Source organism: Amycolatopsis sp. NPDC101161, assembly GCF_044768185.1.
GTDB lineage: Bacteria > Actinomycetota > Actinomycetes > Mycobacteriales > Pseudonocardiaceae > Amycolatopsis.
In genome coordinates, this window is the sequence record NZ_JBIWPI010000002.1 from 630,132 (window position 1) to 647,416 (window position 17,285).

General features: G+C 71.1%; 19 protein-coding genes. 8 read left to right on the plus strand and 11 right to left on the minus strand.

The features are described 5' to 3' along the window. Positions 1-265: 265 nt before the first annotated feature. Both ACIRSS_RS14090 and ACIRSS_RS14095 read right to left on the minus strand, forming a co-directional pair. A complete protein-coding gene (locus ACIRSS_RS14090; protein WP_400894525.1) occupies positions 266-1,786 on the minus strand; it encodes a sensor histidine kinase in 1,521 nt (506 codons plus the stop codon). A gap of 3 nt (positions 1,787-1,789) precedes the next feature. Continuing rightward, positions 1,790-2,002 carry a biotin/lipoyl-binding carrier protein gene (locus ACIRSS_RS14095; RefSeq protein ID WP_372663965.1) on the minus strand — a complete coding sequence of 71 codons (213 nt, stop codon included), beginning with the start codon at positions 2,000-2,002 and terminating at the stop codon, positions 1,790-1,792. A gap of 99 nt (positions 2,003-2,101) precedes the next feature. Here ACIRSS_RS14095 and ACIRSS_RS14100 point away from each other — a divergent pair, with 99 nt between their 5' ends. Then, entirely contained in the window at positions 2,102-2,176 is a 75-nt protein-coding gene (locus ACIRSS_RS14100; RefSeq protein WP_098515123.1) for a 50S ribosomal protein bL37, read from the plus strand. A gap of 65 nt (positions 2,177-2,241) precedes the next feature. Here the strand turns inward: ACIRSS_RS14100 and rsrA are convergent, their stop codons facing one another. Further along, the gene (rsrA, locus tag ACIRSS_RS14105; RefSeq protein ID WP_257918242.1) at positions 2,242-2,562 is read right to left on the minus strand and encodes a mycothiol system anti-sigma-R factor; all 321 of its coding nucleotides are present in this window, start codon (positions 2,560-2,562) and stop codon (positions 2,242-2,244) included. Beyond that, on the minus strand, positions 2,559-3,182 hold the full coding sequence (locus ACIRSS_RS14110; RefSeq protein ID WP_400894528.1) for a sigma-70 family RNA polymerase sigma factor: 624 nt from the start codon (positions 3,180-3,182) through the stop codon (positions 2,559-2,561). The genes rsrA and ACIRSS_RS14110 overlap by 4 nt, the downstream gene beginning before the upstream one ends. 193 nt (positions 3,183-3,375) lie before the next feature. On the opposite strand from ACIRSS_RS14110, the gene ybaK reads away from it, so the two are divergent. Continuing rightward, the gene (gene ybaK / locus ACIRSS_RS14115) at positions 3,376-3,852 is read left to right on the plus strand and encodes a Cys-tRNA(Pro) deacylase (RefSeq protein WP_400894530.1); all 477 of its coding nucleotides are present in this window, start codon (positions 3,376-3,378) and stop codon (positions 3,850-3,852) included. A gap of 9 nt (positions 3,853-3,861) precedes the next feature. Here ybaK and ACIRSS_RS14120 read toward each other — a convergent pair whose 3' ends face one another. Both ACIRSS_RS14120 and ACIRSS_RS14125 read right to left on the minus strand, forming a co-directional pair. Beyond that, entirely contained in the window at positions 3,862-4,470 is a 609-nt protein-coding gene (locus ACIRSS_RS14120) for an alpha/beta family hydrolase (RefSeq protein ID WP_400868817.1), read from the minus strand. Further along, complete coding sequence (locus ACIRSS_RS14125; RefSeq protein ID WP_400894532.1) at positions 4,467-5,225, minus strand: SOS response-associated peptidase; 759 nt, start codon at positions 5,223-5,225, stop codon at positions 4,467-4,469. The genes ACIRSS_RS14120 and ACIRSS_RS14125 overlap by 4 nt, the downstream gene beginning before the upstream one ends. A gap of 116 nt (positions 5,226-5,341) precedes the next feature. Between ACIRSS_RS14125 and rsgA the strand changes: the two genes are divergently transcribed. From rsgA to ACIRSS_RS14145, 4 genes are all read left to right on the plus strand, one after another. Continuing rightward, a complete protein-coding gene (gene rsgA, locus ACIRSS_RS14130) occupies positions 5,342-6,364 on the plus strand; it encodes a ribosome small subunit-dependent GTPase A (protein WP_400894534.1) in 1,023 nt (340 codons plus the stop codon). 101 nt (positions 6,365-6,465) lie between these two features. Further along, entirely contained in the window at positions 6,466-7,347 is an 882-nt protein-coding gene (locus tag ACIRSS_RS14135; protein ID WP_400894536.1) for a hypothetical protein, read from the plus strand. 69 nt (positions 7,348-7,416) lie between these two features. Further along, a complete protein-coding gene (locus ACIRSS_RS14140) occupies positions 7,417-8,166 on the plus strand; it encodes a hypothetical protein (RefSeq protein ID WP_400894538.1) in 750 nt (249 codons plus the stop codon). Positions 8,167-8,199: 33 nt separating this feature from the next. Further along, positions 8,200-9,087, plus strand: a complete 888-nt coding sequence (locus ACIRSS_RS14145) for an NAD-dependent epimerase/dehydratase family protein (RefSeq protein WP_400894540.1) — start codon at positions 8,200-8,202, stop codon at positions 9,085-9,087. Positions 9,088-9,126: 39 nt separating this feature from the next. Here the strand turns inward: ACIRSS_RS14145 and ACIRSS_RS14150 are convergent, their stop codons facing one another. Beyond that, complete coding sequence (locus ACIRSS_RS14150) at positions 9,127-9,618, minus strand: DUF6912 family protein (protein ID WP_400894542.1); 492 nt, start codon at positions 9,616-9,618, stop codon at positions 9,127-9,129. Continuing rightward, positions 9,615-11,021: a wax ester/triacylglycerol synthase family O-acyltransferase gene (locus ACIRSS_RS14155; protein ID WP_400894544.1), complete on the minus strand. Its 1,407-nt coding sequence runs from the start codon at positions 11,019-11,021 to the stop codon at positions 9,615-9,617. The genes ACIRSS_RS14150 and ACIRSS_RS14155 overlap by 4 nt, the downstream gene beginning before the upstream one ends. A gap of 34 nt (positions 11,022-11,055) precedes the next feature. Here ACIRSS_RS14155 and ACIRSS_RS14160 point away from each other — a divergent pair, with 34 nt between their 5' ends. Next, positions 11,056-11,817, plus strand: coding sequence for a TrmH family RNA methyltransferase (locus ACIRSS_RS14160; RefSeq protein WP_400894546.1), 762 nt, complete (start codon positions 11,056-11,058; stop codon positions 11,815-11,817). Positions 11,818-11,821: 4 nt separating this feature from the next. Here the strand turns inward: ACIRSS_RS14160 and ACIRSS_RS14165 are convergent, their stop codons facing one another. Further along, positions 11,822-12,196, minus strand: a complete 375-nt coding sequence (locus tag ACIRSS_RS14165; protein ID WP_400897454.1) for an HAD-IA family hydrolase — start codon at positions 12,194-12,196, stop codon at positions 11,822-11,824. 231 nt (positions 12,197-12,427) lie between these two features. Here ACIRSS_RS14165 and ACIRSS_RS14170 point away from each other — a divergent pair, with 231 nt between their 5' ends. Then, complete coding sequence (locus tag ACIRSS_RS14170) at positions 12,428-12,874, plus strand: Rv3235 family protein (protein WP_400894548.1); 447 nt, start codon at positions 12,428-12,430, stop codon at positions 12,872-12,874. Between the two features lie 99 nt (positions 12,875-12,973). On the opposite strand, the gene ACIRSS_RS14175 is transcribed toward ACIRSS_RS14170, so the two are convergent. Next, complete coding sequence (locus ACIRSS_RS14175; protein WP_400894550.1) at positions 12,974-14,152, minus strand: cytochrome P450; 1,179 nt, start codon at positions 14,150-14,152, stop codon at positions 12,974-12,976. A gap of 67 nt (positions 14,153-14,219) precedes the next feature. Next, positions 14,220-17,102 carry a preprotein translocase subunit SecA gene (gene secA / locus ACIRSS_RS14180; protein WP_400894552.1) on the minus strand — a complete coding sequence of 961 codons (2,883 nt, stop codon included), beginning with the start codon at positions 17,100-17,102 and terminating at the stop codon, positions 14,220-14,222. Positions 17,103-17,285: the final 183 nt, after the last annotated feature.

A 17,285-nucleotide genomic window follows, 5' to 3' on the forward strand; every position in this document is an offset into this window, starting at 1 on the left:
GAATTCTCCCGGCGGAGCACTCGTGTGCTCATGCCGTCTGGGGCGATACCTACCCGGTTCGAGCTTAACAACCGAGGCGAAACCACCTGACGACGGGTGTGCTGAAACCTCACGGGGACTTCAAGTCCTCCCGCAAAACGTTGAACGGCCCGGCACTTGCTCACCAGGTGCCGGGCCTTCAGCGTGTTCCCCTCCCGCGACCCGCACCCGATCACGTCCGCCGTCCCGGATATGCCCGGCGGTGCTCGAGTCCAAACGCGACGGTCTAGAGGCGCCGCGAAAGAGGGATGCGCAGCGCGGCTTCCGTGCCCGACACCCGGGTCGACGACGCCTCCGCCCGCACCTTCCGCAGCGAAAGCGAGCCCCGCAGCTCGGACTCCACCAGCGTCCGCACGATCTGCAGGCCCAGCCCGTCCGATCGCTCCAGCGAGAACCCGGCCGGCAGACCGCGGCCGTTGTCGCGGATCACGACGTCCAGCCAGCGCGCCGAGCGCTCGACGATCAGCTCGACCTTGCCCGACCGGCCCGCCGGGAACGCGTGCTCGATGGCGTTCTGCACCAGCTCGGCCAGCACCATCACCAGCGGCGTCGCGATCTCCGCGACCACCACCCCGAACGAGCCCTTGCGCTTCAGCCCGACCTGCGACTCCGCCGTGGCGACCTCGCCGACCATCGGCAGCACGTTGTCGAGCAGCTTGTCGAGGTCGACGCGCTCGTCCACCGAGATGGACAGCGCCTCGTGCACGAGCGCGATCGACGTCACCCGGCGCACCGACTCCGCCAGCGCGAGCCGGGCCTCCTCCGACGACGTCCGACGGGACTGCAGGCGCAGCAGCGCCGCCACCGTCTGCAAGTTGTTCTTCACCCGGTGGTGGATCTCGCGGATCGTCGCGTCCTTCGACAGCAGCGCGCGGTCGCGGCGCTTCACCTCGGTGACGTCGCGGACCAGCACGAGCGCGCCCGCCGCCTGCCCGGCCGGCCGCAGCGGCAGCGCGCGGAACAGCACCACCGCGCCCCGCCGCGAGTCGGCCTCCGTGCGGCTCGACGGCTTCCCGTCGAGGGCCTCGATGATCCGGTGGGACACTTCGGTCGCGTCGAACGGGTCGCGGATCAGCGACCGCGTCAGCGGTGCCAGCCGGGTGCCGACCAGGTCGGACTCGTGCCCCATCCGGTGGTAGGCGGACAGGCCGTTCGGGCTGGCGAACACGACCGTGCCGCTCGAGTCGAGCCGGATCAGCCCGTCACCCACCCGCGGGGACGTGTGCGTGTCGGTGGCGTTGGTGCCGCTCGGCGGGAACGTGCCGTCGACGATCATCTGGCACAGGTCGCCGGCGCTGCCCAGGTACGCGATTTCCAGCGGCGACGGCACGCGCGGCGCGGCGAGGTTCGTCTCGCGGCTCATCACGGCGATGACCTGGTCGTGGAAGCGCACCGGGATCGCCTCGCGCCGCATCGGCAGGTCGCGGTACCAGTGCGGGTCTTCCTCGCGGCAGATCCGCACCTCGCGCATGGCCTTCGCCAGCTGCGGGTGCTCCTCCACCGTGAACCGCGTGCCGACGACGTCCTCGGGGTGCGCGGTCGGCGCCGTCGTCGGGCGCGCGTGCGCGACGCAGACGAAGTCGCCGCCGTCGGGCTGCAGCTCCTCGGTCACCGGGACCCAGAGCAGGAAGTCGGCGAAGGACAGGTCGGCCAGCAGCTGCCACTCGGCGACGACGGTCTGCAGGTGGTCCGCCGCCTCCCCGGGGAGGCCGGTGTTGTCGGCGAGCAGTTCGGCGAGCGTGGACACGGGTTACTCGACCGTCCCGAGGACGTCACCCTGCTGGACCCGGTCGCCCTTCGCCACGGCGAGGCTGGTCAGCGTGCCGGCCCGCTCGCTCACGGCGGGCAGTTCCATCTTCATCGACTCCAGGATCAGCACGGTGTCCCCGGCGTTCAGCGCGGCGCCCGGCTCGGCGACGACCTCGAGCACGGTGCCGACCATTTCGGCCCTGATCTCCGCCATCGACACCCTCCTCGCGCTCGCCCGACCACCCCATCCAACCAGAACGGGACGTCATGACACACTTGAGAGGTTGACCAGCTTTGACGACGAGGAGTGAGCATGTCGAAGCGCGCCCGCAAGCGTCGCGACCGGAAGAAGAACGGCGCGAACCACGGCAAGAAGCCCAACGCCTGATTCCCGGCGTCGGCATGACGAAGGCCCCCACACACCGGTGCGGGGGCCTTCGTCGTGCTCGGGCGCTATTCGGAACGCTGCTCGAGGGTGATCTCGGTGCGCTCGACGGTGACGCCGCCGCGCGTGGCGACGGTCTGGCGGATCGACGCCCGCAGCCGGCTCTTCAGCTCGGCCGGGGCGTGGTCACCGCCGCACTTGCGGGCCAGCAGCTGCTTGATGTGCTCGTCGATGCCGTACTCCTCGAGGCACGGCGGGCAGTCGTCGATGTGGGCGCGCAGCGCGGCGTCGCGCTCCGGGCTGCACTCGCGGTCGAGGAGCAGGTAGATGTCGGCGAGCGCCTCTTCGCAGCGGACCTTGTCGGACGCGCCCTCGCACATGTCGTTCATCGCCCAGCCACCTCTTCCTTGGCACCCCGGATGAAGCCGCGTTCGCGGGCGACGTCGGCGAGCAGGTCGCGCAGCTGCGCGCGGCCGCGGTGCAGGCGGGACATCACGGTGCCGATGGGCGTGTCCATGATCTCGGCGATCTCCTTGTACGCGAAGCCCTCGACGTCGGCCAGGTAGACGGCCAGCCGGAACTCCTCGGGCAGCTTCTGCAGGGCGGCCTTCACGTCGGTGTCGGGCAGGTTGTCCATCGCCTCGACCTCGGCCGACCGCAGCCCCGCGGAGGTGTGGCTCTCCGCCTTGGCGATCTGCCAGTCGGTGATCTCCTCGGTGGGCTGCTGCACCGGCTGCCGCTGCCGCTTGCGGTAACCGTTGATGTAGGTGTTGGTGAGGATGCGGTACATCCACGCCTTGAGGTTCGTGCCCGCCTTGAAGGAAGCGAAGGCCGCGTACGCCTTCAGGTAGGTTTCCTGGACCAGGTCCTCGGCATCGGCGGGGTTGCGGGTCATCCGCATCGCGGCCGAGTACAGCTGGTCGAGCAACGGCATGGCGTCCCGTTCGAAGCGCTCGGCGCGCTCGGCCTCGGTCGCTTCTTCCGGCGCTGAGTTCTCCGTGCTCGGCAAACCGTTCCCTTCCCGCTCGGCGTCGATGCGCGTACGCGCATACGGCGGACCCGAGTTTACGCGGGGGCCGGGCACACCGCGGTTCGCCGGTGCCTCAGGGCGGCGGCGGCTGCGAGAGCGTGTGGTAGCGAGCGTTGTGGTCACGCCCCGTACAACCGATCGGGTCACGCGGGCATTCCCTAGACTCCGCCGCATGGCAGGCAAGGGCACCCCGGCGACGGCGTTGCTGGGGAAGCAGAAGGTGGCGCACACGCTGCACGCGTACGACCACGACCCGCGCGCGGAGTCGTACGGGCTGGAGGCGGTGGAGGCGCTGGGCCTGGACCGCGCCCGCGTGTTCAAGACGCTGGTCGCGGAGGTGGACGGCCGGCTCGTGGTGGGCGTGGTCCCGGTCACGGGCCAGCTGGACCTGAAGGCGCTGGCGGCCGCGGCGGGCGGCAAGAAGGCGAAGATGGCGGACCCGGCGGCGGCCCAGCGGGCGACGGGGTACGTGCTGGGCGGGATCTCGCCGCTGGGTCACCGGAGCAGGCTGCCGGTGGTGATCGACGATACGGCGTCTTCGTTCGATACGGTGTATTGCTCGGCCGGCCGTCGTGGTCTGGAAGTGGAGCTGGACCCGGCCGAGCTGATCCGGCTGACCAACGCCGTGGTGGCGCCGATCGGGGCTTGACCCGCGGTTTCAGGCCAGCGGGCGCAGCACCCGGGACAGCCACTCCGTGGCCGCCCGCGACACGGTCTCCAGGTCCTTCGACAGGCTGTGGTCGCCGTCCACCACCACGATCTCGTGGTGCGGCCCGGCCGCCGGCCGACCGAACGGGTCCCGCTCCCCCTGCACCACCAGCACCGGCACCTCGACCGCGTCCAGCTCCGGCTGCCGCGTCTTCTCCGGCTTGCCCGGCGGGTGCTCCGGGAACGCCAGGCACAACACCGCCACCGCCTGGCCGGCCGCGGCCGTCCGGCAGGCCACCCGCGCTCCCGACGACCGCCCGCCGAACACCAGTGGCAGCGAGTCGAAGCGTTCCGACAGCTCGTCCGCGACCGTCAACCACGCTGTGTCCAGCTGGTTCGCCGGGGCCGGCGCGCGGCGGCCGGCCACCCGGTACGGCTGCTCGACCAGCGCCACGTGCACGCCCGCCGCCTGGGCCGCGCGCGTCACCGCCACCAGGTCCTTCGCCCCGAGGCCGCCGCCCGCGCCGTGGCCGAGCATCAGCACCGCGTCGCCCTCCTCCGCGCAGTGCAGATACACCCGCGCGGGGCCATACGCTGTATCGACCGAGACGGCCGTCATGACTTCGGCACGTCGAAGAGTGCGTCTTCGTTCGCCGGGTCGACGCGTTCCAGCAGCTCCGGCCCGTTGTTGCGGACGTTGTTGACCTTGCTCGAGATCGGGCGCAGCTCCAGCGACGCGACGATGTCGTCCGGCGTCGGGACCAGCAGGTCCGTGACGTCCTCGCGGTCCGGGTCGAGCCAGCCGTCCCAGTTGGACCGGGGCACGATCAGCGGCATCCGGTGGTGGACGTCGGTGAGCTGGCCGGCCGCGTCGGTCGTGATGATCGAGAACGTGACCAGCGGCGGCGCGTCCTTGTCGTCCTTCGGGTGCCAGGTCTCCCAGATCCCGCCGAACGCGATCGAGGAGCCGTCCGGCTCCGTCATGTAGAACGGCTCCTTCTCCTTGCCGGTGCGGCGCCACTCGAACCAGCCGTCGGCGGGCACCAGGCAGCGGCGGGACACCAGCGCGCGGCGGAAGGCGGGCTTCTCGGCCGCGGTCTCGGCGCGCGTGTTGATCATCCGAGAGCCGACCGACGGGTCCTTCGCCCAGAACGGCACCAGGCCCCACTTCATCATCCGCAGCGAACGCTCGGCGGGCTCGTCCTCGAGGACCTGGCCGTCTTCGTCACGCGGGTGCCGCTGCACGACGGTGACCACGTTCTTCGTCGGCGCGACGTTGTGGTCCGCGCGCGCGTGGCCTTCGGTGAGGTCGATCGCCTCGAACTCCTCGATCAGCTTCGCCGGGTCCTTCGTGGCGGCATAGCGGCCGCACATGACCAACCTCCTCGCCTGCCGGATACCTCCGGGACGCCATCGTTACACGCAGGCCAGGGCGCTGGCGAGCGACGTGGGATCATTCGGGTGGCACCGGCGCACGAGAGGACGAGGGTTTGGCGCGCAACGACTGGAGCAAGCTGGACGAGTCCGACGTCCGCGTGCGTCCGGGCAAGGGCACCCGCCCCCGCAGCAAGCGCCGTCCCGAGCACGCCGACGCCGTCACCGCCATGGTCATCGGCAAGGACCGCGGCCGCTGGACCTGCGCCATCGACGCCGATCCCGACCGGGTGATCACCGCGATGCGGGCCCGCGAGATGGGCCGGACCCCGGTGGTCGTCGGCGACCGGGTCGGGATCGTCGGCGACGTCTCGGGCAAGCCGGACACCCTCGCCCGGATCGTCCGCGTCGACGAGCGCACCAGCTCGCTGCTGCGCACGGCCGACGACACCGACCCGTACGAGCGGCTGGTCGTCGCCAACGCCGAGCGCCTGCTGATCGTCACCGCGCTCGCCGACCCGCCGCCGCGCACCGGCTTCATCGACCGCTGCCTGGTCGCCTGCTACGCCGGCGGCGTCGAGCCGGTGCTGTGCCTGACGAAGGCCGACCTGGCCAGCCCGGACGAGCTCTTGGCGGGCTACGCGGGCCTCGACATCCCGGTGATCGTCAGCCGCTACGACGAGCAGCCGGAAGGCCTCGACGAGCTGCTGAAGGACCACCTGACGGCGCTGGTCGGCCACTCCGGTGTCGGCAAGTCGACATTGGTCAACCGACTGGTCCCGGCCGCCGACCTGGCCGTCGGCGTGGTGAGCGGAGTCGGCAAGGGGCGGCACACGTCCGTCGCGGCGGTCGCGCTGCCGCTGCCGGACGGCGGCTGGGTGATCGACACGCCCGGCGTCCGGTCGTTCGGGCTGGCCCACGTCACCGCGGACGACATCGTCGATGCCTTCGAGGAGTTCGCCGCGGCCGCCGAGGAGTGCCCGTCGGGCTGCGGGCACCTCGGGCCGCCCGAAGACCCGGACTGCGCGCTCGACGACGTCGTCACCGAAGGCCGCGCGAGCGCCGAACGACTCGCGTCGCTGCGGCGCCTGCTGGCCTCCCGCGGCGGCCACGAAGTGACCCGCGTCACAGAGCCCTGAGACAACCGGGAACCGACGACGGATCGTCACCGTCAGAGACGTAACCAATCGCCCGTTTGGGCGATATACCGTGCGGATCATCCGACTCTGAGGGGAATTCGATGCGCAAGACCACCTTGGTCGCCGCGAGCGCCGCCGTGCTGGCGCTGACGCTGACGGCGTGCAGTGGCAACTCCGGCACCGCCCAGCCCGCCGGCCAGACCCAGGCCGAGGGCCGCGGCATTCTCGCTTCGCCGTTCACCGACGCGATCCAGCTGGCGTCGGCGTCGAAGCAGGGCACCGAAAAGTCCAAGTCGGCGAAGTTCACCATGGAGGGCTCGGCCGCCGGCCAGACCCTGAGCGCCACCGGCGCGATGGCCTTCGACGGTGCGAACACCAAGTTCTCGATGTCCACCACCGCCGCCGGTGAGACCACCGAGATGCGCATGGTCGACAAGGTCATGTACATCAAGCTGCCCGCCGCTCAGCAGAAGCAGATGGGCACCGACAAGTCGTGGGCCAAGATCTCGGCCGACGGCACCGACCCGGTCTCGCAGGCGATGGGCGCCGCGATGTCGCAGTCGGCGGAGCAGAGCGACCCGAGCAAGATCCTGGAGCAGGTCTCGAAGGCAGGCCGGATCGTCTCGTCCGACCAGACCGAGCTGAACGGCGAGCAGGTCAACCACTACAAGGTGGAACTCGACGTCACCAAGGCCATCGACCAGTTCACCGGCCAGGTCCCGGCCGCGGCGCGCGCGCAGCTCAACGAGAAGCTCAAGGGCAAGGACCTCAAGCTCCCGGCCGAGCTGTGGCTGAACAAGGACAACCTGCCGGTGCAGGTCACCATGGACCAGGGTCCGATGATGCAGGCGCTGGGCGCGCCGGGCGGGGACGCGAAGTTCACGATGAAGTACAGCGACTGGGGCACCACGGTCGACGTGACGGCCCCGCCGGCCGACCAGGTCGTCGACTTCGGCGAGCTGATGAAGAAGGCCGGTCGCTGACCGGGAAACTCTGAGTAGCAGCGGCTCCCCCGAACGGGTTCGGGGGAGCCGCTGTGTTTTTGTTGCGCCATGCGCAAAGCCGCCGTCGTGCTGGTCCTCGCCCTGTTCGCCGGCGGGTGCTCGACCCCGTCACCGCCTCCGGCGTTCGCCGACGCGCGGACCTTGGCCGACGCCGTCACGGCGGCCACCACGAGCGCCGGCTCGGCGAAGTTCGGCACGGACGTCGCGGTCGGCCAGGTCCGGTCCAAGAGCCAGGGCCAGGCGCGGTTCGGCGCGGGCAGGACGGCGCAGGTGCTGACGACCGACTTCATCGGCGAGCCGATGGAGCTGCGGCAGGTGGGCGGCAAGCTGTACGCGAAGGTGCCGGAGGGATCGCGCGACGAGGTCGGCGCGGGCAAGCCGTGGGTGGTGGTCGCGGCGGACGGCACCGACCCGTTTTCCCAGGTGCTCGGCGGCAGCCTGGCGCAGCTGGCGGCCCAGAACGATCCGGCGCACACGCTGGGCGAGATCCGCACGGCGGGCTCGATCGTCTCCGCCGAGCGCGGGCAGCTGGACGGGGTGACGGCGGAGCACTACCGCGTCGACCTGGACTTGGCGCGGCTGGGCCCGGACCTGCCGGCGGGCTTGCCGGCGGATTCGGCCGGGCGGCTCGGCAAGTTCCCGGTGGAGCTGTGGCTTGACGACGCGCACCGGCCGCTGCGGATCGTGCTGGACCTCTCGCCGATCCTGCAGGGCTCGGAAGCGCGGATCACCACGCGTTACTCGGACTGGGGTGTGCCCGTCGACATCCAGCCGCCGCCCCCGGGTGAAGTGGGGTAGTCACGTTTCGGCTCGTGGTCTCGTCCAGGCCGTATGAGCAAGCGAGTGATGGTTATCGGGGCGACGGGCGTACTGGGCCGGCCGGCGGTGGCCCGGCTGTTGGAGGCGGGGTATTCGGTGAGCGGGCTGACGCGGTCCGCTTCGCGGGAGGCGGCTGTGCGCGCGACCGGTGCACAACCGGTCGCGGGCGATCTGTTTTCGACGTCTTCGCTGGTCACGGCGTTGCGCGGGCATGACGCGGTGCTGAATCTGGCGACGCGCATTCCGCGGAAGACGACCAGCAAGTCCGCGTGGGCGTTGAACGACGAGGTCCGGGTATCGGGCAGCGCGGCGCTGGCGGCGGCGGTCCGGCAGGTCGAAGAGGTGCGGACCGTGGTCCAGGAGGGGATCTCGTTCGTGTACGCGGACGGGGGTTCGACGCTGTTGACGGAGGAAGCGCCGCTGCGTCCGACCGGGGTGACGGCTTCGTCGGTGACGGCGCACGCGAACGTGGCAGCGCTGGCGGACCGCACAGTGGTGCGGCTGCGGATCGGAACGCTGCTGGGGACGGACGCGATGACCGCGGCCCTGCTGTCCGCGGCTCGCCGCGGAGGGCCGTTGATCCTGGGGTCGCGTTCGGACTGGACGACGCCGATCCACCCCTCCGACGCGGCCGCGGCGGCGGTGGCGGCTTTGGAGGCGCCATCGGGGGTCTACAACGTGGGGGCGCCGGCGGTGCTGAAGGGCGAGCTGGGAGCCGCCCTGGCCGCGGCGGCCGGGGTGCGCCGAGCCCGGGCGTTGCCGAAGTGGCTGGTTTCGCGGATCCCGCTGGCGGAACCGATGGGGCGGTCGCAGCGCGTGGACTCGGGGAAGCTCATGGAGGCGACCGGGTGGAAGTGCGAACGGCCGGTGCCGGGTCCGGACTGGTTCACAGAGGACTGATCCCTGAGTTGTCCACAGGTCAACCCACCTGTGGACAACTCAGAGCAACTCCAGCAGGAACGGCAACTCCTGCGGCGCATACCAAGCCAGCTCGTGGTCCTCGGCGTCCCCCAAGGTGAACTCCGCGTCCGGGTCCCCCAGGTCAGCCGCGTCGATCACCGCCGCGGCTGCCGAGACCGCGTCGGCCGCCTCGGCCGCGTCCACGTGGATCGCCGCCACCGCCGACATCGGGATCGGGCCGCCGATCCGGACCACCGGTGCGTCCAGGTCCGGGCGCGGGGTCACCCCCTCGACGTCCGCCGAGATCACCACCCGGCGCGGCTCGCCCTTCTCCTCCGCCGCGATCAAGCGCAACGAGGCCCGGGCCGCGTCCAAGAGCGCCGCGTACTCCAGCTCCTCGTCCGAGCCGCTCACGTACGCCTCGCGCAACGCCGGCGTCAACGCGAACGCCGTTCCGCTGCGGGCGCGGAACTCCCCCGAGGATTCGAGGTCGCGAAGCATCGCGATGGTCGCAGGCAGATAAACCCTCACCAGTGCGCACCCTTCAGCTCTTCCAGTGACTCTTCGATCATCCCGGCCACGAGGTCCACGTCGAACGCGGCCTTGCGGTCGCCGTTCAGTCCGAAGTAGACGCCACCGTGGTAGGACGTCACCCCGATCGCCAGCGCCTGGGTGCGCATCAGCGGCATGACCGGGAACATCTCGACCAGTCTGGCCTCTCCCGCGTACATCGGCACCTGCGGGCCCGGTGAATTCGTCACCATGACGTTGAAGATGCGCCCGGACAGCGACCCCGCCGCCCGCGCGCCGAGCGAGTGGAGCGTAGCCGGGGCGAACCCGCCCACCTTGAGCAGCCCGCGCGCCGCCACCGGACGCCCCGAGTCGAGGTGCTCGGCCATCGCGTGCCCGATGTGCTGCAGCCGCAGCACCGCGTTCGGCTCGCCGACCGGCAGGTCGACGAGGTACGCGGCCACCTGGTTGCCGACCAGCGCCGGGGTCGAGTACTCGGCCGTCTCCGCGTCGCGGACCGCCAGCGGCACCAGCGCGCGGATCGTCGTCGTCGGCGTCAGCTGCTCCTCGCGCGACAGCAGCCACTCGCGCAGCGCGCCCGTGATCGCCGCGAGGACGACGTCGTTGACCGTGCCGCCGTGCGCCGCGCGGATCTTGCGGAAGTCCTCCAGCCGCGTGCGGACCACCGAGAACACGCGGCCGCCGGACACCCGGACGTTCAGCGGCCCGGTCGGCGCCGGCTTCACCAGCGTGCGCAGCGTCGAGGTCACCCCGCCGACGGTCTCGGCGAACTTGCCCGCCGCCGCGAACGCGTCGTTCGCCGCCGACCGGACGTTCTCCACGACCTCGCCCGGCCGCTGCACGCCTTCGCTGACCGCGTCCAGCACGAGCTGCGCGCGGCTCGGCTCGCGCCGCGGCGTCCAGATGTCCTCGAACGGCTCCGGCTCGGCCGGCGTCGGGTCGAGGATGAGCTGGCCGAGGTCGATCGTGCCGACACCGTCCACAACGGACTGGTGCGTCTTGGTCACCAGCGCGATGCGGTCGCCGGCCAGGCCCTCGATGAAGTACGCCTCCCAGAGCGGCCGTTCCGGGGCCAGCCGGCGCGACATCAGGCGCGCGACCAGGTCGAACAGCTGATCGTCGCTGCCCGGCTGGGGCAGCGCCGAGCGTCGCACGTGGTAGTTCAGGTCGAAGTCGACGTCGTCCACCCAGACCGGCCGCGCGAGGTGCCCCGGCACCTCCAGGACGCGCTGGCGGTAGCGCGGCAGGTACGCCAGCCGCGCGCCGACGAGGTCGAGCAGCTGCGCGTAGCTGAACCCGGACCGCGGCCGCTCGAAGATCGCCACCCCACCGACGTGCATCGGCGTCGCGTGGTCCTCGACGTAGAGGAACGAGGCGTCCAGCGCGGAAAGGCGGTCGGGCATGAGCCGATCGTTGCACAGTGCGAGACTGCCCGGTGTGGGTGATGAGTCGACGATCTCGCCGAAAGACCGCTTTCTTACGGTGTACGGCCGGAAGCCGGTGCTCGAAGCGCTGGCCGACGGCGGCCTGCGCGTGGACAAGGTGATCCTCGCCGACACCGCCCGCGGCCCCGGCGCCGCGGAGATCCAGCGCGCGGCGAAGGACGCCGGCGTGCCGGTGCAGCGCGCCAGCGCGCACCGGGTCAAGGTGCTCGCCGGCAACGGCAAGCAGGACCAGGGCGTGCTCGCCGACGTCGTCGCGCCGCGGATGCGCGCGCTCGAAGCCGCGCTGTCGGACCGTCGGCCGCCGTCGCGGGTGCTGCTGCTCGACGGCATCACCACCCCCGCGAACGTCGGCATGATCCTGCGGACGGCGACCGCCGCCGGGCTCGACGGCGTGATCGTGCCGCGCCGCGGCGTCGCGGCGCTGGACCCGCTGGTGGTCAAGGCTTCGGCCGGCGTCGCGTTCCGCGCGCCGGTGCTGCGGTGCGGCTCCGCGCGCGAAGCCGCCGAAATGCTCACCGAAGCCGGCTACGGCGTTTACGCGCTGAGCGCGTCGGCGCGCACCACCGTGTTCGACGTCGACCTGCCGCAGCGCGCCGCGTTCGTGCTCGGCGGCGAGACGGCCGGGGTCGGCGGCGAAGTCGGCGAGCTCGTCACGGAATGGGTGTCGATTCCGATGCCGGGTGACGTCGAGTCGCTGAATGTCTCAGCCGCGGCGGCGGTCCTGTCGTTCGAACTGGTTCGCCGCGCCCGCTGACGCCTCATCGATCGGGAAAAAGCACGTCGAGCTCGGTGAGCGTTTCCTCGACCGTCCGGTGGTGCACGCCGACCATGCCCGCCTGGACGGCGCCGCGGATGTTCGCGGCGGAGTCGTCGACGAACGCGCAGCGCACGGCGGGCAGGCCGAGCCGATCGGCGGCGATGAGGTAGACGGCGGGATCCGGTTTGGCCACCCCGACCTCACCGGAAAACACGAGGGCGTCGAAATAGTCGAACATCGTGTTCTTGACCTCGGCCGACGCCCCGGGGGCGTTCGACAGCAGCGCGGTGCGGACGCCTCGTTCCCGCGCCGCCGCCAGGTAGTCGTAGAAGCGGCCGGCGTCGGGATCCGTGAGAACTCCGGCGAAATCGACCAATAACCCCTTCAGCACCCGGCACACCATAGCCGGGGCGGCGACGCGTTGTCTCGCATAGCGCAACAACGCGACCCCGCGCTTACCGCACGTGCTCGCGCGAATCCATCGCTTCGGCGGTTCTTTGCCGAATCGGGCGATTCCCATCGCCTTTCCGGCCGGTTCCGGCCTCTAAGCCCTGGCGACGGCGAAATGCCGCGCCGGGGAGGGGAGGAAATGACCGAGGAACACCGCGTGAGAACGCTGATCCACGCCGAAGTACCGCGCCGGGCCGAGCGGCCGCCGGCAGTGCCCCTGCAGGGAAACCGCGGGGGCGACGCCCGGTGGCCGGCGCCTCGGCAGCTCGAAGCGAGTGAGGTGGGCCGGCTGCTGACCATGCTGCTGGAGGCCTACGACGGGCGTCGCCCGGTGCCGCAGATCCGCGGGCTGGTGGCACCGGAGGTGTACGCGGGCTTCAGCGGGCCACGGTGGACGCGGCCCCGGCACCGGTTGTGCCGGGTCCACACGTGCACCCCGGCGCCGGACGTGATCGAGGCGTGCACCCGCGTGGAGGCGGACGGCCGGTCGTTCGCGCTGGCGGCCCGCTTCACGCGCACCCCGGCGGGGTGGCAGTGCGTGCGGTTCGCGCTGCTGAAGCCGAGCGGGCCGGCCCAGCGGACGCACCGGCAGGCGGCGGCGTGAGACGCGCCCGCTCAGCCCGCGCGCCGCCTACGTGCCCGCCATGGCGCGCCGGGCCCGGACCGGCGCGCCCACTCCGAGGTCGTGCGGCAATTCGGCTCTCTAATCGCCACTCGCGACCGGCAGCGTGGCCAAGCCGCGCAAAGTCGTTGTCGCGTTCCACGTCGGCTCGCCCGCCAATCGCAACCCCGGCAACCGGCGTGCCAGTTCGCGGAACACGATGCGGCCCTCCAGCCGGGCCAGCGGCGCGCCCAGGCAGAAGTGGATTCCTTGGCCGAACGCCAAATGCCGACCCGGGACCCGGGACGGGTCGAAGAAGTCCGGCCCCGTCGCCGGGTCACGGTTGGCCGCTCCGATGAGGACGATCACCTGGCTGCCCGCCGGCACCGCGAACGACCCCAATTCCGTGTCCCGCAACGCGGTCCGCGCCGTCAGCTGGACCGGGGAGTCGTAGCGCAGCACCTCCTCGACCACCCGCTCCGGGTCAGCCACGTCGACGTCGCCGGCGCGCAGCAGCGCCAGGACTCCGTTGCCGATCAGGTTCGTCGTCGTCTCGTGGCCGGCGATCAGCAGCAACGTCAACGTCACCAGCAGCTCGCCCTCGCTGAGGACGTCACCCGCGTCCGACACCGCGACCAGCGCCGACAGCAGGTCGTCGCCGGGCTCGCGCCGCCGCTGGTCCGCCAACTCGCGGAAGTACGCGACGAACGACTGCCGCGCCCGCACGGCCGGCTCGATCGTGTCCGGGTGCTGCAGGAACGGCGGGTCCAGCGCCCGCGCCATCGCGTGCGACCAGGCCGCGAAGCGCTCGCGGTCGTCCAGCGGGACGCCGAGCAGCTCCGCGATCACCTCCACCGGCAGCGGCTTCGCCAGCGCCGTCATCAGATCTAACTCACCGCCGACGCCGTCGATGAGCGACGCGGTGAGGTCCTCGATCCGCGGCGTCAGCCGCTCGACCATCCGCGGCGTGAACGCCTTCGCCACCAGCCGCCGCAGCCGCGTGTGGTCGGGCGGGTTCAGGGACAGGAACGCCCGGACCACGCGTCCCGATTCGTCGACCGGCTGGTCCGGAAGCCGGTCCGCCGGATCCAGGTACTCCGGTTCGGGGTGGCCGAACGCCGGGTCGCGCAGCACCTGCGTGGCCTCGGCGAAGCCGCTGACGGCGAACATCCGCTCGTCCAGGGCCGCGACCGGCCACCGCTCGCGCCAGCGCCGGTACGCCGGGTACGGGTCCGGCCGCCGCTCGGCCGCGAACAGCGCGAAGAACTCCTGCGGATCCACCTGCTTCTCTCTCCCCCCACGAAAAACGGGGCCGGGGGGCGCGCGCACCCCGGCCCCGGAAACCACGTCAGCGACGCGGGCCCTTCTTGCCCTTCTTCTGGGCGTCGCGCTGGGCGGCGCGACGGTCCCGGCGGGTACCCCCGCCGCCACCGCCCGCGGCCTGCGCCCCGCCCTCGGCGTGGGACTCGACTTCGCCGTCCTCGCCCGGGCCGGACAGCGTCATGCCCTGCTGGCCACCGCCGCCGAGGCCCTTGCCGCGCAGCGCGGCCGGGACGGACTCGGTGTCGGTCGTCGGCGGCTGCGGCGGCGCCGGCCGCGCGTGGCGGCCTTCGGTCGCCTGGCCGTTGCCCGCCCCGACACCCGTCGGCACCGCGGCCGCGGCCTCCGCCGGAGGCGCCTCGGCCCGCTCGACCTGCAGGTTGAACAGGAAGCCGACGGCCTCCTCCTTCAGCGAGTCGAGCATCGCGCGGAACATGTCGAAGCCCTCGCGCTGGTACTCGATCAGCGGGTCGCGCTGCGCGAGCGCCCGCATGCCGATGCCCTGCTTGAGGTAGTCCATCTCGTAGAGGTGCTCGCGCCACTTGCGGTCGAGGACGGTCAGCATCACCTGGTGCTCCAGGGTCCGCATGCCGTCCGGGCCGACGAGCGCGTTGATCTCCGCTTCGCGCTTGTCGTAGGCGTTGCGGGCGTCCTGCAGCAGGGCCTCGCGCAGGCCGTTCGCGTCGAGGTCGCCGTCCTCCATCAGGTCGTCCCAGTCGATGCTGACGGGGTAGAGCTGCTTGAGCGCGGTCCAGAGCTTCTCGTGGTCCCAGTCCTCGGCGTAGCCGCTGGAGGTCGCACCGTCCACATAGGCGTTGACGACGTCCTCGAGCATGCCCTCGATCTGGTCGCGCAGGTTCTCGCCGGCGAGCACGCGGTGGCGCTCGGCGTAGATCACCTTGCGCTGCTCGTTCATGACCTCGTCGTACTTGAGGACGTCCTTGCGCTGCTCCATGTTGATCTGCTCGACCTGGGTCTGCGCGCTCTTGATGGCCTTGGAGACCATCTTGTGCTCGATCGGCACGTCGTCGGGCAGCCGCATGGTCGTCATGACGCGCTCGACCATGGTCGCGTTGAAGCGGCGCATGAGCTCGTCACCGAGCGAGAGGTAGAAGCGCGACTCGCCCGGGTCGCCCTGACGGCCGGACCGGCCGCGCAGCTGGTTGTCGATGCGGCGCGACTCGTGCCGCTCGGTGCCCAGGACGTACAGGCCACCGGCCTCGCGGACCTCCTCGGCCTCGGCCTTGGACTCCGCCTTGACCTGCTCCAGGACCTCGGGCCACGCGGCCTCGTACTCCTCGGAGTGCTCGACCGGGTCCAGGCCGCGCTCGCGCAGCACCTGGTCGGCGATCAGGTCGGGGTTGCCGCCGAGCACGATGTCGGTACCGCGGCCGGCCATGTTCGTGGCGACCGTGACGGCGCCCTTCTGGCCCGCGCGCGCGACGATCAGGGCCTCGCGGTCGTGGTGCTTCGCGTTCAGCACCTCGTGCGGGACGCTCAGCTTGACCAGCAGCTTCGACAGGTGCTCGGACTTCTCGACGCTCGTGGTGCCGACGAGGACCGGCTGGCCCTTCTCGTGCCGCTCGGCGATGTCCTCGGCGACGGCCTCGAACTTGGCCTGCTCGGTCTTGTAGATCAGGTCCGCCTGGTCGACGCGGACCATCGGCCGGTTCGTCGGGATCGGCACCACACCCAGCTTGTAGGTCTGGTGGAACTCCGCGGCCTCGGTCTCGGCCGTACCGGTCATCCCGGACAGCTTCTCGTAGAGGCGGAAGTAGTTCTGCAGCGTGATCGTCGCGAGGGTCTGGTTCTCGGCCTTGATCTCGACCTTTTCCTTGGCCTCGATCGCCTGGTGCATGCCCTCGTTGTAGCGGCGGCCGACCAGGATGCGGCCGGTGAACTCGTCGACGATCATGACTTCGCCGTTGCGGACGATGTAGTCCTTGTCGCGGTGGAAGAGCTCCTGGACCTTCAGCGCGTTGTTCAGGTACCCGACCAGCGGCGTGTTCGCGGCTTCGTACAGGTTCTCGATGCCGAGCTGGTCCTCGACGAACCGGACGCCCTTCTCGGTGACGGCGACGGTGCGCTTCCGCTGGTCGACCTCGTAGTGGTACTTCGAGTTGATCAGGTTCGTCTTCTCGGTGCGCTCGCGCGACCCCATCGTGGTGGTGTCGATGCCCTGCATCAGCGGCGCGAGCCGCGCGAACTCGACGTACCAGCGCGACGACTGGTCCGCCGGGCCCGAGATGATCAGCGGCGTCCGGGCCTCGTCGATGAGGATCGAGTCCACCTCGTCGACCACGGCGTAGTAGTGCCCGCGCTGCACGCAGTCGTCGAGGCTCCACGCCATGTTGTCGCGCAGGTAGTCGAAGCCGAACTCGTTGTTCGTGCCGTAGGTGATGTCGGCGTTGTACTGGGAGCGCCGCACGTCCGGCTGCTGCTCCGACAGGATCACGCCGACCTCGAGGCCGAGGAAGCGGTGGATGCGGCCCATCCACTCCGAGTCGCGCTTGGCGAGGTAGTCGTTCGTCGTGACGACGTGGACGCCCTTGCCGGGGATGGCGTTGAGGTAGGCCGGGAGGACGCAGGTCAGCGTCTTGCCCTCACCGGTCTTCATCTCGGCGACCTGGCCGAGGTGCAGCGCCGCGCCGCCCATCAGCTGGACGTCGAAGTGGCGCTGCCCGAGCACCCGCTTGGCCGCCTCCCGGACGACCGCGAAGGCCTCCGGCAGCAGTTCGTCCAGGGACTCGCCATCGCCGTTCCGCTTGCGGAACTCGTCGGTCTTGGCCCGCAGCTCGGCGTCGGTCAGGTCCTTGACGTCGTCTTCGAGGGTGTTGATGTGATCGGCGATGTTGCGCAGCCGCTTCACCATCTTGCCCTCACCCGCGCGGAGCAGGCGGTTCAGCACCATCCGGTTGACCTCACTAGCTGATCATGAGCGCGCCCGGGCCGGTCCCGGGCAGGTTTTCCCGCGGCGGCTGCCGTGGTCGGCGCCACCTTCCCACCCCCATCGTAGGGAACGGTGGGGGTCGTGTGCACACGCCGTACGTCCTGACATGCGGATGGCCCGCACGCGAGCCGCGTGCGGGCCATC

Coding starts and splice junctions, on each gene's coding strand:
- ybaK (WP_400894530.1), top strand. CDS start 3,376: ATGGCAGGCAAGGGCACCCCGGCGACGGCGTTGCTGGGGAAGCAGAAG.
- ACIRSS_RS14135 (WP_400894536.1), top strand. CDS start 6,466: ATGCGCAAGACCACCTTGGTCGCCGCGAGCGCCGCCGTGCTGGCGCTG.
- ACIRSS_RS14145 (WP_400894540.1), top strand. CDS start 8,200: ATGAGCAAGCGAGTGATGGTTATCGGGGCGACGGGCGTACTGGGCCGG.
- rsrA (WP_257918242.1), bottom strand. CDS start 2,562: ATGAACGACATGTGCGAGGGCGCGTCCGACAAGGTCCGCTGCGAAGAG.
- ACIRSS_RS14155 (WP_400894544.1), bottom strand. CDS start 11,021: ATGCCCGACCGCCTTTCCGCGCTGGACGCCTCGTTCCTCTACGTCGAG.
- ACIRSS_RS14120 (WP_400868817.1), bottom strand. CDS start 4,470: ATGACGGCCGTCTCGGTCGATACAGCGTATGGCCCCGCGCGGGTGTAT.
- secA (WP_400894552.1), bottom strand. CDS start 17,102: ATGGTGCTGAACCGCCTGCTCCGCGCGGGTGAGGGCAAGATGGTGAAG.
- ACIRSS_RS14140 (WP_400894538.1), top strand. CDS start 7,417: ATGCGCAAAGCCGCCGTCGTGCTGGTCCTCGCCCTGTTCGCCGGCGGG.
- ACIRSS_RS14095 (WP_372663965.1), bottom strand. CDS start 2,002: ATGGCGGAGATCAGGGCCGAAATGGTCGGCACCGTGCTCGAGGTCGTC.
- ACIRSS_RS14125 (WP_400894532.1), bottom strand. CDS start 5,225: ATGTGCGGCCGCTATGCCGCCACGAAGGACCCGGCGAAGCTGATCGAG.